This window comes from Sphingomonas sp. CCH9-F2, from assembly GCF_001556735.1.
GTDB lineage: Bacteria > Pseudomonadota > Alphaproteobacteria > Sphingomonadales > Sphingomonadaceae > Sphingomonas > Sphingomonas ginsenosidimutans.
This window is the reverse complement of the sequence record NZ_LSJO01000712.1, coordinates 1-17,023: the sequence shown is the minus strand read 5'-3', so window position 1 is coordinate 17,023 and position 17,023 is coordinate 1. Positions and strand designations below refer to the sequence as shown.

The following is a 17,023-nucleotide window of genomic DNA, read 5'->3' as shown; positions in this document are numbered from 1 at the left end:
GGCCGACGCCCCCGCCCCCACCACCCCGGCGACCACCGGCGGCGACACTTCGCCGGGCAGCACCGCGCCGGGGGCGGGCACCGCGACGCCGCCATCGCCGTCGCAGCCCTGAGCGCGGATACCCGGAACAAACGGGGTAAACACGCGCTGCAAACCCGGCTAAGGGAGATGCGGCCATGCTGACCGCTCTATCCATCCGGGACGTCGTGCTGATCGAGGCGCTGGAGCTGGAATTCGGCGCCGGGCTGGGCGTGCTGACCGGGGAAACCGGCGCGGGCAAGTCGATCCTGCTCGACGCATTGGGGCTGGCGCTGGGGCGGCGCGGCGACAGCGCGCTGGTACGCAGCGGCGCAGCTCAGGCCGTGGTCACCGCGACGTTCGATGCACCGCCGGCAGTCACCGCGCTGCTGGCCGACAACGGGCTGGAGATCGACGCGGGCGAGCCGCTGATCGTGCGGCGCATCGTAAAGGCCGATGGCGGCAGCCGCGGCTTCGTCAACGACCAGCCCGCCTCCGCATCGCTGCTGCGCGAGATCGGCGGCATGCTGGTGGAAATCCACGGCCAGCACGACGACCGCGGGCTGCTGGCCGCGGCGGGGCATCGCACGTTGCTGGACGCCTATGCGCGCGGCGGCACGCGCGAGGTGGCGGCGGCGCATGCCGCGTGGCGTGCGGCGGAAGAGGCGCTGGCGAGTGCGCGCGACGGGATCGCCGCGGCGCAGCGCGACCGCGACTGGCTGGAACATGCCGTCGCCGAGCTGAGTGCGCTGGCGCCCGAGACCGGTGAGGAGGAGATGCTGGCCGAGCGCCGCCGGACGATGCAGCGCGCCGAGAAGATCGCCAGCGATCTCGACGCGGTGACCGGGCATCTGGAAGGCAGCGCGGGCGCGATGACGCATTTGCGCCAGGCCGCGCGCGTGCTGGAACGGATCGCGGGCGACCACCCGGCGCTGGCCGAGGCGCTGGCGGCGGTGGACCGTGCGGTGATCGAGGGCGCGGTCGCCGAGGAAAAGCTGCGCGACGCGGCACTGGCGCTGATGCACGACCCCCGCCAGCTGGAGGAAGATGAGGCGCGGCTGTTCGAGCTGCGCGCGATGGCGCGCAAGCATCGCGTCCAGCCCGACGACCTGGCCGCGCTGGAACAGGAATTGCGCGAGCGGCTGGAGCGGCTGAACGCGGGCGAGTACGGGCTGGCGGACCTCGACGCGCGGGTCGCTGCGACCAGAGCCGCCTATCGCGCGGCGGCGCAGGCCCTGACGGAGATCCGCACCGCGGCAGCGACGCGGCTCGATGCCGCGGTGGCGGGGGAACTGGCGCCGCTGAAGCTCGATGCGGCGCGGTTCCGCACCGTGGTGGCGCCGCTGGACGAGCGCGACTGGTCGGCCGCGGGGCAGGACCGCGTGGAGTTCGAGATCGCGACCAACCCCGGCGCACCGTTCGGCCCGCTGGCGAAGATCGCCAGCGGCGGCGAATTGTCGCGCTTCATCCTGGCGCTGAAGGTCGCACTGGCGGAAACCGGCGGCGCGGCGACGATGATCTTCGACGAGATCGACCGCGGCGTCGGCGGCGCGGTGGCCAGCGCGATCGGCGAACGGCTGGCGCGGCTGGCGGAGGCGACGCAATTGCTGGTGGTGACGCACAGCCCGCAGGTCGCGGCGCGCGGCGCCGCCCACCTGCTGATCGCGAAATCGAGCGACGGGACGGTCACCCGCACCGGCGTGCGCCCGCTGGACAGCGACGAACGCCGCGAGGAAATCGCCCGGATGCTGTCGGGCGCGACCGTCACCGACGAGGCACGCGCGCAGGCGGTACGGCTGCTGGAGACGGCGTAGCGGGAGGTGGCAGGTGGCGGCATCCGCGCGCCGAAGCGTCGTCCCAGCGAAGGCTGGGACCTTCCCGTTGTCGACCACACCGTGCGCCACACAGAGACCCCCGCCTTCGCTGGGTGACGCGCGTCGGGACCGCCTCAGTACGGCGGCTGGTGCAACCCCGCCGGGGAGGCGGTGAAGATCTCGCAGCCGTCCTCGGTGATGCCGATCGAATGTTCGAACTGCGCCGACAGCGAGCGGTCGCGGGTCACCGCGGTCCAGCCGTCGTCCAGCAGCTTCACGTCGGGGCGGCCGATGTTGATCATCGGTTCGATCGTGAAGATCATGCCCGGGCGCAGCTCTGGCCCGGTGCCGGGGCGGCCGACATGGACCACCTCCGGCGCGTCGTGGAACAGCCGGCCGACGCCATGGCCGCAGAAATCGCGCACCACGCCGTAGCGATGCGCCTCGGCATGGCGCTGGATCGCATGGGCGACGTCGCCCATGTGGTTGCCGGGCTTCGCCTGCTCGATCCCGATCATCAGACATTCGTAGGTGACGTCGACCAGCCGCCGCGCCTTCAGCGGCACGTCGCCGATCAGGTACATGCGGCTGGTGTCGCCGTGCCAGCCGTCGACGATCGGCGTCACGTCGACATTGACGATATCGCCCGACTTCAGCGGCTTGTCCGCCGGAATGCCATGGCAGACGACATGGTTGATCGAGATGCAGCTGGAATGGGTATAGCCGCGATAACCGAGCGTCGCGGGCACGCCCCCGCCCGCCAGCACGAAATCGTAGATCAGCCGGTCGATCTCCGCCGTGGTGACGCCCGGCACCATGTGCGGCACCAGCATGTCGAGCGTTTCGGCGGCCAGCCGCCCCGCCTTGTGCATGCCCGCAAAGGCTTCGCGGCCATGCAGCTTGATGGCGCCGTTGCGCCCGAGCGGCGCATCGCTGGTGACGGTCACATATTCGGTCATGCGCGCGGATATAGCGTGGCGCGCGCGCGATGGCGAGGTTATGCCCGCATCATGGCAAGCGAACGCATCTGGACCGCGGCATTGGTGGTGATCGGCGACGAGATCCTGTCCGGCCGCACGCAGGACAAGAACGTCGCGCAGATCGCGCAATGGCTGAACGTCCAGGGCATCCGCCTGGCCGAGGTGCGCGTCGTCGCCGACCGCGAGGAAGCGATCGTCGAGGCGGTGAACACCCTGCGCGCGCGCAACGATTACCTGTTCACCACCGGCGGGATCGGGCCGACGCATGACGACATCACCGTCGATGCGATCGCCGCCGCGCTGGGCGTGGGCGTGGTCCACCACCCGGAGGCGGTGGCGGTGCTGGAGCGTTACTATGCCACCCGCGGCGGCGCGACCGAGGCGCGGCTGCGCATGGCGCGCGTGCCGGAGGGCGCGGGGCTGATCGAGAACCGGATGAGCGGCGCGCCGGGCATCCGCATCGGCAACATCTTCATCATGGCCGGCGTGCCGCACATCACCGCCGGGATGCTCGACGCGCTGACCGGCACGCTGGAGGGCGGGCGCCCGGTCGTCAGCAAGACGATCGGCAGCTGGGTCGCCGAAAGCGAGGTCGCCGACCTGCTGCGCGAGGCCGAGCGCGCGCATGACGGCGTGGCGATCGGCAGCTATCCGTTCTTCCGCGAAGGCCGCACCGGCGCCAATTTCGTCGTCCGCAGCCCCGACGAGGCGGCGGTCGATGCCTGTCTGGCGGATGTCGCCGAGCGACTGGCCGCGGCGGGCCATACCGCGACGCCGGGCGGGATCTGAGCCATGGCGGGGCGCACCCATCATTATCGCGTGCGCGTCGACTGGACCGGCAACACCGGCGTCGGCACCGCCGGCTATCGCGGATACGAGCGCGCGCATGACATTACCGGCGCGGGCAAGGACCATGCGATCGCGGGATCGTCCGACCCGGCGTTTCGCGGCGATCCCGCGCGCTGGAACCCCGAGGAGCTGCTGGTCGCCTCGCTCAGCGCGTGCCACCAATTATGGTATCTGTCGCTGTGCGCCGAGGCGGGGGTGATCGTCATCGCCTATCACGACGAGGCCGCGGGCGAGATGATCGAGGAAGCCGATGGCGGCGGGCGATTCGTGTCGGTGACGCTCAACCCGCAGGTGACGATCGCCGCGGGCGGCGACGCGGACGTGGCGCGCGCGCTGCACGATCGCGCGCATCACCTGTGCTTCATCGCGCGATCGGTGGCGTTTCCGGTGCGCTGCGCGCCGGTCGTGACGCACGGCTGAACATCCCCCGCTGCCGCCAAAACCGGCACCATGCGGGGCGCTGCCCAATCGTTGAGCAACAGTTAACGCCCTCCGCGGGCGAGTCGCCGCCTTGCCCTTCGGCGTCGCGGCTGGCACGATCGGTGCAATGCACAAACCGGGGCTGCCGGTTGGGGCATGTCGAGTTCACCTGGGTGGGGCGTCAGGCGCGTGAAGAAGATCGAAGCGATCATCAAGCCGTTCAAGCTGGATGAAGTGAAGGAAGCGCTGCACGAGATCGGGGTCAGCGGCATCACCGTGACCGAGGCCAAGGGCTTCGGCCGGCAGAAGGGGCATACGGAGCTGTATCGCGGCGCCGAATATGTCGTCGACTTCCTGCCGAAGGTGAAGCTGGAGGTCGTGGTCGAGGACGGGCTGGCCGAGCGCGTGGTGGAGGCGATCGCCGCCGCCGCGCAGACCGGCCGTATCGGCGACGGCAAGATTTTCGTCATCCCGGTCGAGACCGCGCTGCGCATCCGCACGGGCGAGCGCGGCGACGACGCCATCTAATCGGGGCGTCCCCGAAACGTTACGTCACCCCAGCGCAGGCTGGGGTCTCCCTGTTACCAAAAGACCCCAGCCTTCGCTGGGGTGACGATCGAGGAAGACTATCCATGGCGAATACGGCCGCAGACGTTCTGAAGAAGATCAAGGAAGAGGAGATCGAGTGGGTCGATCTGCGCTTCACCGATCCCAAGGGCAAGTGGCAGCACCTGACCATGGTCGCCTCGGTCATGGGCGAGGACGAGTGGACCGACGGCCTGATGTTCGACGGCAGCTCGATCGAGGGCTGGAAGGCGATCAACGAGTCGGACATGATCCTGAAGCCGGATCTGGACGCGGTGTACACGGACCCCTTCTCCGCCACGCCGATGCTGATCGTGTTCTGCGACATCGTCGAGCCGTCGACCGGTGAGGGCTATGCCCGCGACCCGCGCACCACCGCGAAGCGCGCCGAAGCGTATCTGGCGACCACCGGGATCGGCGACACCGTGTACGTCGGGCCGGAAGCCGAATTCTTCATGTTCGACGACGTGAAGTTCGAGACGTCGTACAATACCAGCTATTTCAAGATCGACGATATCGAGCTGCCGACCAACACCGGCCGTGAGTACGAGGGCGGCAACCTGGGCCACCGCCCGCGCGCCAAGGGCGGCTATTTCCCCGTCGCGCCGGTCGATTCGGCGGTCGACATCCGTGGCGAGATGGTCACCACGATGCTGGAAATGGGCCTGCCGTGCGACAAGCACCACCATGAGGTGGCCGCCGCGCAGCACGAACTGGGCCTGACGTTCGGCACGCTGACCACCACCGCCGACCGGATGCAGATCTACAAATATGTCGTGCACCAGGTCGCGCATGCCTATGGCAAGTCGGCGACCTTCATGCCCAAGCCGATCAAGGAAGATAACGGCTCGGGGATGCACACGCACTTCTCGATCTGGAACGGCAAGGAGCCGCTGTTTGCGGGCAACGGCTATGCCGGGCTGTCGGAAACCTGCCTGTACTTCATCGGCGGCATCATCAAGCATGCCAAGGCGGTCAACGCCTTCACCAACCCGACCACCAACAGCTACAAGCGGCTGGTGCCGGGCTATGAGGCGCCGGTGCTGCTCGCCTATTCGGCGCGCAACCGTTCGGCATCGTGCCGCATCCCGTACGGCACCGGGCCGAAGAGCAAGCGCGTCGAAGTGCGCTTCCCCGACGCGATGGCCAACCCGTACCTGGCCTATGCCGCGCTGATGATGGCGGGTCTGGACGGCATCCAGAACAAGATCCATCCGGGCGAGGCGATGGACAAGAACCTGTACGACCTGCCGCCGGCCGAGCTGGCGCAGGTGCCGACCGTCTGCGCATCGCTGCGCGAGGCGCTCGAGTCGCTCCAGGCCGACCACGACTTCCTGCTGAAGGGCGACGTGTTCACCAAGGACCAGATCGAGGCCTATATCGAACTGAAGTGGGCGGACGTCGCGCGCTGGGAAATGACCCCCAGCCCGGTCGAGTTCGACATGTACTACAGCGCCTGACCGTCGCGTCCGCGCGGTAACGGCAAAGGGGGCGTCCGGAGCGATCCGGGCGCCCCATTTCGTTGTGGTGCGACAATGCCGAGGGGCATCTCGGCGCAGGCGCAAGCTACTCCAGCGCGCGCGGCCATCGCCCCATCCCGCCGCTCCTGCGCAGGCAGTGGCCTAGCGCTTTGTCGTGCCGCACAGCCGTCGAGCCAGGGACGACGCTGCCGTGCCGGGCGCGGGTCGTGATGTTGCAGAGAGAGGCCCCTGCCTGCGCAGGGGCGACATGTTTGGCCGGAGCGGCGGGGCGGGGCCGGTAACGCCCCCTGCCCCGCCCGCACGATCACCGCGCGCGCGGGCCGCCGAAGGGCAGCGGCGGGGCGCCGCGGCGGTCGCGGCGGGGCAACTGCGCCTGGTAGGCGTGGCCGCAATGCGCGACGCAATAGGGGAAGCCGGGGTTCACCTTCTCACCGCAGAAGTGGAAGTCCGGCTCGCCCGGATGACCGAGCGGCCATTTGCAGATCTTGTCGTTGAGATCGAGCAGCGAGGTCTTGTCGGCATATTCCGGCGCGGTGCGCGCGGGGACCAGCCGGCGCGGCGGCGCGGGGGCGATCGGCGGCTGCTGTTCGCCGGGCGCCTGGCGAACGAAGCCGCCGGGGCCGACCGAGCGCAGGATCGGCTGCGGCGCGGGCGTCGGCGCCGCGGGTTCGTCGGCGGTATCCGGCTCCTCCGCAACGGCGACCGGCGCGCGCGCCTCCGCCTCACGCGGGGCGGCGGGCGCGGTGGAGAAGGGCGGCGGCGCGGCCGGAGCCGGCGCCGGGCGCGCGGCGGCCGGCGGTGCCGCAACCGGTTCGGCCGGCGGGGCCGCAGCGGCGGTCGGCGTGGCGGCGGCCTTCTCCGCGGCGGCGCGCGCCTCCTCCTTGCTCACCACCGGCGACGGACGCGACTGCAACCCGAGTCGATGCGCCTTGCCGATCACCGCATTGCGGCTGACCCCGCCCAGCGCCTCGGCGATCTGGCTGGCGGTCTGCCCGGCTTCCCACATCGTCTTGAGCGTATCGATCCGCTCGTCGGTCCACGACATTCTCGTTTCCTCATGCGTGCCGGTTGCGGGCAGCGGCGACAGCGTCTACCCGCAGACGCGATGAGCAGCCAGCCCTCCCCCGGTCGTCAACTTCCGTCAGGCGTCAGGCACGCCCCCGGCGAACCGGTGATCCGGAACGTCAACTGGGGCGGCTTGAAGACGCTCTATGTGAAGGAGGTGCGCCGTTTCTTCAAGGTGCAGCTCCAGACGATCTGGGCGCCGGCGATCACGACCTTGCTGTTCCTGGTGATCTTCACCGTCGCCAGCGGCGCGCGCACCCCGGTGCGCGTCGGCGGCGCGGTGGTGCCCTTCGCCGATTTCGTGGCGCCGGGGCTGATCGTGATGGGGATGCTGCAGAATGCGTTCGCCAATGCCAGCTTCTCGCTGCTGGTCGGCAAGATCCAGGGCAATATCGTCGATTACCTGCAACCGCCGCTGTCCACCGCGGAACTGCTGGCGGCGCTGACCGGCGCGGCGGTGACGCGCGCGTTCCTGGTCGGATGCGCGGTGTTCCTGGCGATGTCGCTGTGGCCGGGCGTCGACGTCACCCCGCGGCATCCCGGCGCGGTGCTGTGGTTCGGGCTGCTGGGATCGGCGTTTCTGGCGCTGGTCGGCGTGCTGACGTCGATCTGGGCGGAGAAGTTCGATCATGCCGCTGCGGTCACCAATTTCGTCGTCGCGCCGCTGACGCTGCTGTCGGGCACCTTCTACTCGGTCGATCACCTTGCACCGGCGTTCCGCGCGTTCAGCCATGTGAACCCGTTTTTCTACGTCATCTCCGGCTTTCGCTACGGCTTCCTGGGCACCGCCGATTCGCCGGTGCTGACGGGCAGCGTGGTGATCCTGGCGCTGGACGTTGCGCTGGCGACGTTATGCTACGTGCTGCTGCGCCGCGGGTGGAAGCTGAAGAGCTGAGGGTGGCTTTTTCGCACCCCCGTCGCTATATGGGAACCATCGCTGCCACACATGCCGTAGGCGGCAGCGACTGAGAGACCGAGTGCGCTCCCGCTTACAGATGGGAGAGCCGCCATGGACCTCAATTACCTCCTCCACCGCCAGCAGGTATCGCTGATGAAGGCCGCCGCAGCGGTCTGCCGCGAGGCACGCTACAGCCACGCGCTGATGGCGCAGGGCTATGCCCGCCGCATCAACGCGAGGGTCGACGGCCTGCGCGACAGCGAGACCCCGCTGATGGACGAGGCGCTGCACCCCGCCGGGCTGGCCGCCGCCTGAGCACCGCAACGCCCCCTATCATCCACCGCACAGGAGTGACGACGATGCGCGATTCGGAAATGTTCACCCAGCGGGCCGCCGACTGCCGCGAACAGGCGGATGCGGCGGACCTCGCCAATGTCCGCGACCGCTGCCTGCGCGCCGAGGCGGCGTGGACGCAGATGGCGACCCGATCGCTGCGGACCGAGGCGGCGCGCGACCAGCGTGAGGCGAAGACGGTCGGCTAACCAACCGCCGTTCCCGGCAACCGGCGGTCCTAGTCACCGCGCAGCCGCGCACAGGCGATCAGGCAGTCGGTCATCGCGTCGATCGTGGCGGGCGCATGGCCCGCCAGCCACGATCGGAGCATCGCCAATTGCGCGGCCGCGATTCCGGTCGCTAACAGCGGCGTGCCCGCGGCATCGTCTCGCTCGCCCCCGTGTCGCGCGATCGCCCTCGCCAGACGGCGCTGAAGGGTCGCCGCCGCGGCCGAATCGATCACCGGCCGCACGGCGGATCGCCGCTCCCACAGATGCGCCACGACTGTTCGGACATAGGGTCGCGCTGCCCGGCCCGACGCCGCGGTGGCGAGTGCCAGCACGATCGGCTGCATGGCTGCCAGCATGACGTCGTCCTTGCCGCGGAAATGCTCGTAGAAAGTGGACTTGCCGACCCCGGCGCGCGCTATCAGATCCGCCACGCGGATCGCGCCGTACCGGCGTTCCACAGCAAGCGCGGCGAAGGCGTCGATGATGGCCGTGTTGGTGGCGCAGGTGGGCCTTCGGCCCTTGGCGCGATGGTCCGACATGACGCGGCATCATCGCCGATTCGGGCGCCGCGGTCGAGGGGGTCGCGCGCCGGACATCTGCGGGCCAATGTCCGCCCGCGGCCTTCCACGGCCTTTTGTCCCTCGCCAACCGATCGCCGGGCGGGCACGTCGCCGACAGCAGCAATCACGGAGCGCTCAACATGGATCACCGGGCGGTGGCGATCGTACCCAGCAGCAATCTCGACGCGAGTGAGGCGTTCTACCGGCGCCTCAACTTCACCGTCGTCAGCGATTACGGCCATTACCGTATCCTGGAGGACGGGCGTGGCGGGCATCTGCACCTGACGCATCTCGCCGGCTGGCCGAGGAATATCGAGGACAATCCGTTCGGCCTGTACCTCTACGTCGACGATGTCGACGCGATGGCAGAGGCTGTCCGCGATCTGGTGATCGAGCCCGGCGCACCCCACGCCAAGCCATGGGGCACCTACGAATTCTCGGTCAGCGACCCAAGCGGCCTGCTGGTCCGCATCGGCCGGGTCATCGAGTGACCTAGGGTCAGGACCCTACCCGACCAGCGCCTCGACCAGCAGCTGCACCTTCTTCTGGCGCCATTGCGGGGTCGGCGCGACCAGCCAATAGCCGCTGCGCGACGGCTGCGGCGTGCCCAGCGTGACGACGCGCCCCGCCGCTATATCACGCGCGGCGAGCAGTTCAGGGACGGTCGCGCGGCCCAGCCCGGCCGCCGCGGCGTCGATCGCCAGCCCGGCGTCGCCGACGCGCACCAGCGCGCTGCCCTCCGCATCGGGCGATCCGGGCCAGGCGATCGCGGTGTCCGCGCCGCCGCCGGGGCGCGCGACCGTCACCAGCCCTTCGCTCTCGATCGCCTCGCCCTCATGATCGCCCGGCCCCTCGCCCCAGCGGATCGCCAGGTCGAGGTTCGCCTCGGTGAAATCGACATTCTCGTCCGCGGTCACCAGCGCGAAGCGCGTCTCGGCGTCGCCCGCGGCGATCTGCGCCAGTCGCGGCAACAGCCATTTCTCGGTCACGTCGCGCGGCGCGGCGATCGTCAGCGAGCGGGACGACTGCCCCGCCTGCATCGCGCGCACCGCTTCCTCGAATTCCAGGAAGGCGCGGCGCAACGCGGCCAGCCCGGCATCGCCCTCCGGCGTCAGTTCCAGCCCCTTGGTGGTGCGGCGGAACAGCACGACGCCGAGCGTGTCCTCGAGCGCGCGGATCTGCTGCCCGACCGCCGCCGGGGTCACCGCCAGTTCGTCGGCGGCGCGGGTGAACGACAGGTGGCGCGCCGCGGCGTCGAGCACGCGCAGCCCGTTGAGCGGCAGATGCGTACGCTTCATGGCCCCCGCCCCTATTCCGCGACCGCCGGGGCGGTGAGCGCGAAGCGCGGGATCGCGACGTCGAACAGCGAGCCGTCCTGCGCGATCATCCGGTAGCTGCCCTGCATCGTCCCGGTCGGCGTGGCCAGCGGGCAGCCCGACACGTAATCGTAGCTGGCGCCGGCCGCGATCAGCGGCTGTTCACCGACGACGCCCTCCCCCTCCACCGTATGGCGCGCGCCGCGCCCGTCGGTGATGATCCAGTGGCGGGTCAGCAGCTGCACCGCCCCCGCGCCGTCATTCTCGATGCGGATGTGATAGGCCCAGAACCAGCGCCCGCGCGCCGGCTCCGACTGTTCGGGCAGGTAGCTGGCGGAGACGCGCACGGTCACGTCGCCGGTGGTGGCGGCGTCGGGAAACAGCGCCCCGATCGCGCCGACCGCCATTACAGCCCCACCTGCCGCAACGCCTGGTCGAGGTCGTCGATCAGGTCGGCGGGATCCTCCAGCCCGACGTTGAGGCGCAGCAACCCCTCGGTCACGCCCATTTCCGCGCGCGCCTCGGCCGCAACGCCGTAATGGGTGGTGGATGCCGGATGCGTCATCAGCGAGCGCGAATCGCCGATGTTGTTCGAAATGTCGATCAGCTGGAGCGCGTCGAGAAGCGCATGCGCCTGCGCGCGCCCTTCCACCTCAAACGCGAAGATACCGCCCGCCGCGACCATCTGCCGCATCGCCAGATCATGCTGCGGGTGGCTGGCGAGGCCGGGGTGGAGGATGCGCGGCACCCGCCCTTCCAGGAAGCGGCCGACCGCCAGCGCATTGTCGGACTGGCGGCGGATGCGCAGGTCCAGCGTCTCCAGCCCCTTCAGCACCACCCAGGCGTTGAACGCCGACAGCGTCGGGCCGGTGTTGCGCGTGAACGGCAGCAGCATGTTGGTGATGAAATCCTCGGTCCCGCACACCGCGCCGGCCAGCACGCGGCCCTGCCCGTCCATCATCTTGGTCGCGGAATAAGCGGTGACGTCGGCGCCGAAGTCCATCGGCCGCTGGAGCGCGGGGGTGGCGAAGGCATTGTCGACCACGCTGACGATGCCGCGTTCGCGCGCGATGCCGCACACCGCCGCCAGATCGACGACGTCCATCGTCGGATTGGCGGGCGTTTCGAAGAAGAACACCTTCGTTTCGGGCTTCACCGCGTCCTGGAACGCCTGCGGATCGCGGGCGTCGACGATGGTGGTGGCGATGCCGAACTTGGGCAGCAGCGTATCGACCAGCCAGCGGCACGACCCGAACGCGGCGCGCCCGGCGACGACATGGTCGCCCTGCTGCAACTGGCACAAGAGCACCGCGGTCATCGCCGCCATGCCGGTGGCCATGGTGCGGCACGCCTCAGCCCCTTCCAGCAGCGCGATGCGCTGTTCCAGCATCTCCACCGTGGGGTTCTGGAGCCGGGAATAGGTCATCCCCTGCTGTTCCCCGGCGAAACGCGCCGCGGCGTCCTCCGCGCGGTCGTAGCAATAGCCGGAGGTGAGGAAGATCGCCTCCGACGTTTCGCCGAACTCGCTGCGCGCGGTGCCGCCGCGCACGGCCTGGGTGGCGGGGCGCCAGCCCTGGGTGATCGATCGGTCCTGTCCGGTGCGCCGCTTCATGGCGCCACGCTTTGCCTTTCGCGGCGGATCGAGACAAGGGGGATGGGCACGCGAAGGGGGAATCAGCGCCGATGCGCCGCAACGTCGACAATCCTTGGATCGCGGGACCGGCGGTCGCGCTGCTCGCCTGGGCGATCTTCCTGTTCCGCGTGACCGTGCCGGCGCAGCTGGTGTTCGACGAGGTGCATTACGTGCGCGCCGCGCGCGTGCTGCTGACGCTGTCGGGGCCGGAGAATGTCGAGCATCCGCTGCTGGGCAAGGAACTGATCGCCGCGGGCATGCTGATCTTCGGCGATACGCCGCTGGGCTGGCGGTTCATGTCGACGGTGGCGGGCGGGGCGACGATCGGCGGGGTCTTCGCGCTGACGCGCGTGCTGACGCAGCGCACGCCCCCCGCGCTGCTGGCCGCGACGCTCGCGCTGCTGGGCTTCACCGTCTACGTCCAGGCGCGGATCGCGATGCTCGACACGTTCATGCTCGCCTTCGTGATCGCCGGGATCGCCTTAATCGCGGCGAGCGCGCGCAGCGGCAGCATGGCGAGCTGGGCCATCGGCGCCGCGATGCTGGGCTGCGCGACCGCGTGCAAATGGAGCGCCGCACCCTATGTCGCCGCCGCCGCGGTGGCGTTCCTGGCGATGCGGCGCGGGCGAACGGACCGCTGGCCGGGGATGCGCGCGCTGCCGGCGATCGCCACGCTGGGGGCGGTATCGGTCGGGGTCTATTTCCTGACCTTCGCCCCCGCCTTCCTCTACGCCAACGACGCGCTGACCCCGGCGCGGCTGCTGGCGTTCCAGTGGGAGATGTACCAGCGCCAGACCCTGGTGCTGCCGCCGCACACCTATCAGGCGGCGTGGTACACGTGGCCGCTGATGCTGCGCCCGATCTGGTATCTGTATGAACCGGTCGACGGTGTGCAGCGCGGCATCCTGATGATCGGCAATCCGGCGGTGATGTGGGGCGGGCTGATCGCGGTGGCGGCGTGCCTGTACGGGTGGATCCGCACCGGATCGGCGCGGCTGCTGGCGCCGGCGATGCTGTGGGCGCTGGCGCTGGGGATGTTCGCGGTCATCCCCAAGTCGCTGGGCTTCTATTATTATTACTATCCCGCCGGGGTGTTTCTTTCGGTCGCGCTGGCGGTGGCGATCGATCACTGGCGCGCGGCGCTGGGCGAGTGGGTGGAGGTCTATCTGCTCGTCGCCTTCGCGCTGGCGCTATATTTCCTGCCGGTGCTGTCGGCCGAGCCGCTGGCGCACGCCGGCGCGTTCAGCCGCTGGACGTGGTTCGCGCGCTGGGTGTGACGTCCGGCATCGCGAACCGGCGCAATCGTCGCCGCAGCGGCGCGTCGTACACCCGCTCCAACAGCCACGCGGCGACCAGCAGCGCGGCGACCAGCGCCGCCAGCATCGCGACGCGCGGCACGCCGGGCAGGCGCTGCGCCGCCATTTCCGCGATCGGCAGCAACGGGCCGTGGATGGCGTAGATCGGGAAGCTGATCTCCCCCAGGAACGCGAACAGTCCGCGCTGCGCCTCCCCCACCGTGGCCGAGGCGCCGGCCGCGATCATCACCGGCACGACGAAGGTGACGATCGCCAGATCGAACGCGACGCCCCAGCCCGCCGGGCTGGCCCCGATCGCCACCACCAGCGCCAGCAGCAGCCACGGCGGCACCGCGCGCGTCCGCAGGTCGAGCCGGTTGATGAGCACCCCGACCGAAAAGGCGAAGATCGTCCGCGCGGTGCCGCCGGGCCATTGCGCGCCCGTGCCGCCCAGTTGCAGCGTCCCCGCGTCGATGGCGAAGACCCAGATCGCCAGCAGGCCGGTCAGCGCGATCGCGACCAGCGTGCGTACCGTGAGCCAGCGAAACACCACGGCATAGGCGACGTTGACCAGCAGTTCGTACAACAGCGACCAGCTGGGCGGGTTCATCGCAAACAGGTAATTGTCGCGCTGCTCGAGCGGGAACGGCAGGAACAGCGCCGCCGCCGCCAGCGCGCCGAACAGCAGCGGCGCCGGCAAGGCGAAATGGTTGTGCGTCGCCAGCAGCAGCATCTCACGCGTTGCGCCGAGCGCCAGCCCCAGCGCGTAGAGCGGATAGAAACGCACCAGCCGCAGCCGGAAGAACGGCAGCGGCGTCCAGTCCGCCGCCAGCCGCCGATCGTAGGCGCGCGAGATCACGAAGCCGGACAGCGCGAAGAACATGTCGACGGCCAAATAGCCGTGCGGCATCGTCTGCACGCCGGCCAGCCGGGCGCCGTGGAACAGCACGACCGTGATCGCCGCCACGCCGCGCATCGCGTCCAGCGTCAGGAAATGCGGTCTCGACACGACGTCCCCCACCTAGCGCGGCGCGGCCAGCCCGCATGCCGGGCGTCTTGCCCGATCAGGGGCACGGACGCCAGATACCCGGAACGACGGGCGCGGCGAGCTATTTCGGCTTGCGCGACGCCGCCAGCAGCGCAACCGACGTCGTGACGACGCATAACAACACCGCGCCCAGCGCGATCCACACGGCGTTCATACGGCACCCCTCCCGTTTTCGCGCAGCGTAGCCGGTTCGCGACCGGGGGCAAGGCGGGCCGTTCAGCGATAGCGTCCCCAGGTGAAACGCGACGACAGCGCGTAATTCCACACCGCGCCCACCAGCACGCCGAGCAGCGTGGAAGCTGCCCAATAGCCCGCGCGCACGTCGTGCAGGAACGCCGCCACGCCGACATTGGCCACCGCCCCCACCGAACAGACCAGGCAGAAGGCGACCCAGCCGTCGAACAGCGCACGCGCGCCGGTCAGCCGCCGGTCGCGATAGGTCAGCGCGTTGTTGAGGAAGAAGTTGAACGTCATCGCCACCGCGGTCGCGGCGATCTCCCCGGCCAGGAACGACCAGCCGAGCAGCAGATAGGCAAGGCTGAGCACCGCCATATGCACCCCCGCGCCCAGCGCGCCGATCGCGGAGAACATCGCGAAGCGTACCGGCACGATCCGCCCCATCCGCCGGTCGTACAGCGCGATCAGATATTCCAGCGCGACGACATGGTCGAGCTTGCTTTCCCCCGCTGCGCGGGTGCGGAAGGTGTAGGGCAGCTCGACGAACGCCAGCGGGCGCGGGCTGGCGCTCATGATATCCAGCAGGATCTTGAAGCCGATCCCGCCCAGCCGCGGCACCAGCGCGCGGACGGTGGCGGTGCGGATCATGAAGAAGCCGCTCATCGGATCGGCCAGGTCGGAGCGCAGCACCAGCGCCGCCAGCCGCGTCGCCAGCGCCGATTTCGCCACCCGGTCGCGGTCCCATTCCCCGGTCCCGCCGCCGGGCGCGAAGCGCGATCCGATCGCCAGGTCGAGCGCCGCGTCATCGCGCAGCGCGGCGACCATCAGAGGCAGCAGCGCCTCGTCATGCTGGAGATCGCCGTCCATCACCGCGACCAGCGGCGCGGCGGTGGCGCACATCCCCTCGATACAGGCGGTCGACAGGCCGCGCCGCCCGATGCGCTGGATCACCCGCACGCGCGGATCGGCCAGCGCCAGCGCGCGCGCGGCATCGGCGGTGCCGTCCGGGCTGTCGTCGTCGACGACGATCGCCTCCCACGCCAGCCCGGCGAGCGCGACGTCGAGCCGCGCGACCAAAGCGGCGACGTTCGCACGCTCGTTGAAGGTCGGGATGACGACCGCGACGTCGAGCGGGGGCGCCATCGCCGGTCGCTTCAGAGCGCGGCGAGCACCGCGTCGCCCATCGCCCGCGTGCTCGCCGTGCCGCCCAGGTCGGGGGTACGCACGCCGGTGGCCAGCGCGGCGGCGACGGCCGCCTCGATCCGGTCGGCGGGGTCGGACATCGCCAGCGAATGGCGCAGCATCATCGCGGCCGACAGGATCGCGGCGCACGGGTTCGCCTTCCCCTGCCCGGCGATATCGGGGGCGGAACCGTGGATCGGTTCGTACAGCCCCTTGGCATCGGCATCGAGCGAGGCGGACGGCAGCATCCCGATCGAGCCGACGCACATGCTCGCCTGATCCGACAGGATATCGCCGAACAGATTGCCGGTGACGATCGTGTCGAACGCGCCGGGGTTGCGCACCAGCTGCATCGCGGCATTGTCGACGTACATGTGCGTCAGTTCGACCTGCGGATATTCCGCTGCCACCTCGATCACCACGTCGCGCCACAATTGCGAGGTTTCCAGCACATTGGCCTTGTCCACCGAACACAATTTGCCGCGCCGCTTCGCCGCGGTCTGGAACCCGATATGCGCGATGCGGCGCACCTCTGACTCATCATAGCGCATCAGGTCGTGCCCCTCGCGCAGGCCGGCGTCGGTGGTGCGGCGCCCCTTCTCGCCGAAATAGACGTCCCCGTTCAGTTCGCGCACGATCACCAGGTCGATCGCGCGCGCGACCTCCGGCTTCAGCGTCGAGGCATCCTCCAGCCCGGCGAAGATCCGCGCGGGGCGCAGGTTGGCGAAAGTCGCCAGATGCTTGCGCAGCCCCAGGATCGCCTGTTCCGGGCGCAGCGAACGCTCCAGCCCGTCGAACGCCGGATCGCCGACCGCGCCGAACAGGATCGCGTCGGCCCGCTTCGCCAGCGCCAGCGTCTCGTCGGGCAGCGGATGGCCGCTGGCGCGATAGGCGGCGCCGCCGACCGGCGCTTCCTCGAACGACAACGGCAGCGCCAGCGCCTCCAGCACGCGCCGCGCCTCGGCAGTCACTTCGGGGCCGATGCCGTCGCCCGGTAGAATCGCGATCAGTTTCGTGTCCGTCATGCCGACCGCATGGCGCGGCGCGCGGCGCTACGCAACCGCCCTGTTGACCCGCGCGACCAGCCGCTCGCGCGCGGCCAGCACGTCGCGGCGCCGATCGGTCAGCAGGTCGCGCGC

At 70.0% G+C, this 17,023-nt stretch carries 19 protein-coding genes; 10 read left to right on the top strand and 9 right to left on the bottom strand.

The features are described from left to right. The first annotated feature begins 176 nt into the window (after positions 1 to 176). Entirely contained in the window at positions 177 to 1,832 is a 1,656-nt protein-coding gene (gene recN, locus AX685_RS20355) for a DNA repair protein RecN (RefSeq protein ID WP_066492115.1), read from the top strand. 134 nt (positions 1,833 to 1,966) lie between these two features. Here recN and map read toward each other — a convergent pair whose 3' ends face one another. Further along, complete coding sequence (map, locus tag AX685_RS20350) at positions 1,967 to 2,791, bottom strand: type I methionyl aminopeptidase (protein ID WP_066492113.1); 825 nt, start codon at positions 2,789 to 2,791, stop codon at positions 1,967 to 1,969. 51 nt (positions 2,792 to 2,842) lie between these two features. Here map and AX685_RS20345 point away from each other — a divergent pair, with 51 nt between their 5' ends. The 4 genes from AX685_RS20345 (at position 2,843) to glnA (ending at position 6,126) form a co-directional block, all read left to right on the top strand. Next, positions 2,843 to 3,601 carry a competence/damage-inducible protein A gene (locus AX685_RS20345; RefSeq protein WP_066492111.1) on the top strand — a complete coding sequence of 253 codons (759 nt, stop codon included), beginning with the start codon at positions 2,843 to 2,845 and terminating at the stop codon, positions 3,599 to 3,601. 3 nt (positions 3,602 to 3,604) lie between these two features. Continuing rightward, the gene (locus tag AX685_RS20340) at positions 3,605 to 4,081 is read left to right on the top strand and encodes an OsmC family protein (protein ID WP_066492105.1); all 477 of its coding nucleotides are present in this window, start codon (positions 3,605 to 3,607) and stop codon (positions 4,079 to 4,081) included. Between the two features lie 189 nt (positions 4,082 to 4,270). Continuing rightward, complete coding sequence (locus AX685_RS20335) at positions 4,271 to 4,609, top strand: P-II family nitrogen regulator (protein WP_066492102.1); 339 nt, start codon at positions 4,271 to 4,273, stop codon at positions 4,607 to 4,609. A gap of 104 nt (positions 4,610 to 4,713) precedes the next feature. Beyond that, positions 4,714 to 6,126, top strand: a complete 1,413-nt coding sequence (gene glnA, locus AX685_RS20330) for a type I glutamate--ammonia ligase (protein WP_066492100.1) — start codon at positions 4,714 to 4,716, stop codon at positions 6,124 to 6,126. Positions 6,127 to 6,451: 325 nt separating this feature from the next. On the opposite strand, the gene AX685_RS20325 is transcribed toward glnA, so the two are convergent. Next, a complete protein-coding gene (locus AX685_RS20325; RefSeq protein WP_066492098.1) occupies positions 6,452 to 7,192 on the bottom strand; it encodes a GcrA family cell cycle regulator in 741 nt (246 codons plus the stop codon). A gap of 60 nt (positions 7,193 to 7,252) precedes the next feature. Between AX685_RS20325 and AX685_RS20320 the strand changes: the two genes are divergently transcribed. From AX685_RS20320 to AX685_RS20310, 3 genes are all read left to right on the top strand, one after another. Then, complete coding sequence (locus AX685_RS20320) at positions 7,253 to 8,107, top strand: ABC transporter permease (protein WP_066492096.1); 855 nt, start codon at positions 7,253 to 7,255, stop codon at positions 8,105 to 8,107. A 114-nt stretch (positions 8,108 to 8,221) separates the two neighbouring features. Next, positions 8,222 to 8,425 carry a hypothetical protein gene (locus AX685_RS20315; protein ID WP_066492094.1) on the top strand — a complete coding sequence of 68 codons (204 nt, stop codon included), beginning with the start codon at positions 8,222 to 8,224 and terminating at the stop codon, positions 8,423 to 8,425. A gap of 44 nt (positions 8,426 to 8,469) precedes the next feature. Continuing rightward, positions 8,470 to 8,652 carry a hypothetical protein gene (locus AX685_RS20310; protein WP_066492091.1) on the top strand — a complete coding sequence of 61 codons (183 nt, stop codon included), beginning with the start codon at positions 8,470 to 8,472 and terminating at the stop codon, positions 8,650 to 8,652. Positions 8,653 to 8,681: 29 nt separating this feature from the next. On the opposite strand, the gene AX685_RS20305 is transcribed toward AX685_RS20310, so the two are convergent. Next, positions 8,682 to 9,212, bottom strand: coding sequence for a TetR/AcrR family transcriptional regulator (locus AX685_RS20305; protein ID WP_066492089.1), 531 nt, complete (start codon positions 9,210 to 9,212; stop codon positions 8,682 to 8,684). A 161-nt stretch (positions 9,213 to 9,373) separates the two neighbouring features. Here AX685_RS20305 and AX685_RS20300 point away from each other — a divergent pair, with 161 nt between their 5' ends. Beyond that, the gene (locus AX685_RS20300) at positions 9,374 to 9,724 is read left to right on the top strand and encodes a VOC family protein (RefSeq protein ID WP_066492083.1); all 351 of its coding nucleotides are present in this window, start codon (positions 9,374 to 9,376) and stop codon (positions 9,722 to 9,724) included. A 15-nt stretch (positions 9,725 to 9,739) separates the two neighbouring features. Here AX685_RS20300 and AX685_RS20295 read toward each other — a convergent pair whose 3' ends face one another. The 3 genes from AX685_RS20295 to AX685_RS20285 are packed head-to-tail and all read right to left on the bottom strand — an operon-like array spanning position 9,740 to position 12,161. Next, positions 9,740 to 10,531 (bottom strand): LysR family transcriptional regulator, encoded by a 792-nt coding sequence (locus AX685_RS20295; protein WP_066492081.1) that lies wholly within the window; start codon positions 10,529 to 10,531, stop codon positions 9,740 to 9,742. A gap of 11 nt (positions 10,532 to 10,542) precedes the next feature. Beyond that, positions 10,543 to 10,941 carry a Co2+/Mg2+ efflux protein ApaG gene (gene apaG / locus AX685_RS20290; protein ID WP_066492117.1) on the bottom strand — a complete coding sequence of 133 codons (399 nt, stop codon included), beginning with the start codon at positions 10,939 to 10,941 and terminating at the stop codon, positions 10,543 to 10,545. 14 nt (positions 10,942 to 10,955) lie between these two features. Continuing rightward, on the bottom strand, positions 10,956 to 12,161 hold the full coding sequence (locus AX685_RS20285) for a trans-sulfuration enzyme family protein (RefSeq protein ID WP_066492079.1): 1,206 nt from the start codon (positions 12,159 to 12,161) through the stop codon (positions 10,956 to 10,958). Positions 12,162 to 12,232: 71 nt separating this feature from the next. Between AX685_RS20285 and AX685_RS20280 the strand changes: the two genes are divergently transcribed. Continuing rightward, complete coding sequence (locus AX685_RS20280; protein WP_066492077.1) at positions 12,233 to 13,459, top strand: glycosyltransferase family 39 protein; 1,227 nt, start codon at positions 12,233 to 12,235, stop codon at positions 13,457 to 13,459. Here the strand turns inward: AX685_RS20280 and AX685_RS20275 are convergent. The 3 genes from AX685_RS20275 to leuB all read right to left on the bottom strand — a co-directional run bounded on the left by AX685_RS20275 (position 13,425) and on the right by leuB (position 16,909). Further along, positions 13,425 to 14,486, bottom strand: a complete 1,062-nt coding sequence (locus AX685_RS20275) for an acyltransferase family protein (protein WP_066492075.1) — start codon at positions 14,484 to 14,486, stop codon at positions 13,425 to 13,427. The genes AX685_RS20280 and AX685_RS20275 overlap by 35 nt on opposite strands. A 255-nt stretch (positions 14,487 to 14,741) precedes the next feature. Next, positions 14,742 to 15,845 (bottom strand): glycosyltransferase, encoded by a 1,104-nt coding sequence (locus AX685_RS20270; RefSeq protein WP_066492073.1) that lies wholly within the window; start codon positions 15,843 to 15,845, stop codon positions 14,742 to 14,744. 11 nt (positions 15,846 to 15,856) lie between these two features. Beyond that, the gene (leuB, locus tag AX685_RS20265; RefSeq protein WP_066492072.1) at positions 15,857 to 16,909 is read right to left on the bottom strand and encodes a 3-isopropylmalate dehydrogenase; all 1,053 of its coding nucleotides are present in this window, start codon (positions 16,907 to 16,909) and stop codon (positions 15,857 to 15,859) included. Between the last annotated feature and the right edge of the window lie 114 nt (positions 16,910 to 17,023).

Coding starts and splice junctions, on each gene's coding strand:
- AX685_RS20315 (WP_066492094.1), top strand. CDS start 8,222: ATGGACCTCAATTACCTCCTCCACCGCCAGCAGGTATCGCTGATGAAG.
- AX685_RS20300 (WP_066492083.1), top strand. CDS start 9,374: ATGGATCACCGGGCGGTGGCGATCGTACCCAGCAGCAATCTCGACGCG.
- AX685_RS20325 (WP_066492098.1), bottom strand. CDS start 7,192: ATGTCGTGGACCGACGAGCGGATCGATACGCTCAAGACGATGTGGGAA.
- AX685_RS20270 (WP_066492073.1), bottom strand. CDS start 15,845: ATGGCGCCCCCGCTCGACGTCGCGGTCGTCATCCCGACCTTCAACGAG.
- AX685_RS20295 (WP_066492081.1), bottom strand. CDS start 10,531: ATGAAGCGTACGCATCTGCCGCTCAACGGGCTGCGCGTGCTCGACGCC.
- AX685_RS20285 (WP_066492079.1), bottom strand. CDS start 12,161: ATGAAGCGGCGCACCGGACAGGACCGATCGATCACCCAGGGCTGGCGC.
- glnA (WP_066492100.1), top strand. CDS start 4,714: ATGGCGAATACGGCCGCAGACGTTCTGAAGAAGATCAAGGAAGAGGAG.
- AX685_RS20310 (WP_066492091.1), top strand. CDS start 8,470: ATGCGCGATTCGGAAATGTTCACCCAGCGGGCCGCCGACTGCCGCGAA.
- leuB (WP_066492072.1), bottom strand. CDS start 16,909: ATGACGGACACGAAACTGATCGCGATTCTACCGGGCGACGGCATCGGC.
- AX685_RS20280 (WP_066492077.1), top strand. CDS start 12,233: ATGCGCCGCAACGTCGACAATCCTTGGATCGCGGGACCGGCGGTCGCG.
- AX685_RS20305 (WP_066492089.1), bottom strand. CDS start 9,212: ATGTCGGACCATCGCGCCAAGGGCCGAAGGCCCACCTGCGCCACCAAC.
- AX685_RS20345 (WP_066492111.1), top strand. CDS start 2,843: ATGGCAAGCGAACGCATCTGGACCGCGGCATTGGTGGTGATCGGCGAC.
- recN (WP_066492115.1), top strand. CDS start 177: ATGCTGACCGCTCTATCCATCCGGGACGTCGTGCTGATCGAGGCGCTG.
- map (WP_066492113.1), bottom strand. CDS start 2,791: ATGACCGAATATGTGACCGTCACCAGCGATGCGCCGCTCGGGCGCAAC.
- AX685_RS20320 (WP_066492096.1), top strand. CDS start 7,253: ATGAGCAGCCAGCCCTCCCCCGGTCGTCAACTTCCGTCAGGCGTCAGG.
- AX685_RS20340 (WP_066492105.1), top strand. CDS start 3,605: ATGGCGGGGCGCACCCATCATTATCGCGTGCGCGTCGACTGGACCGGC.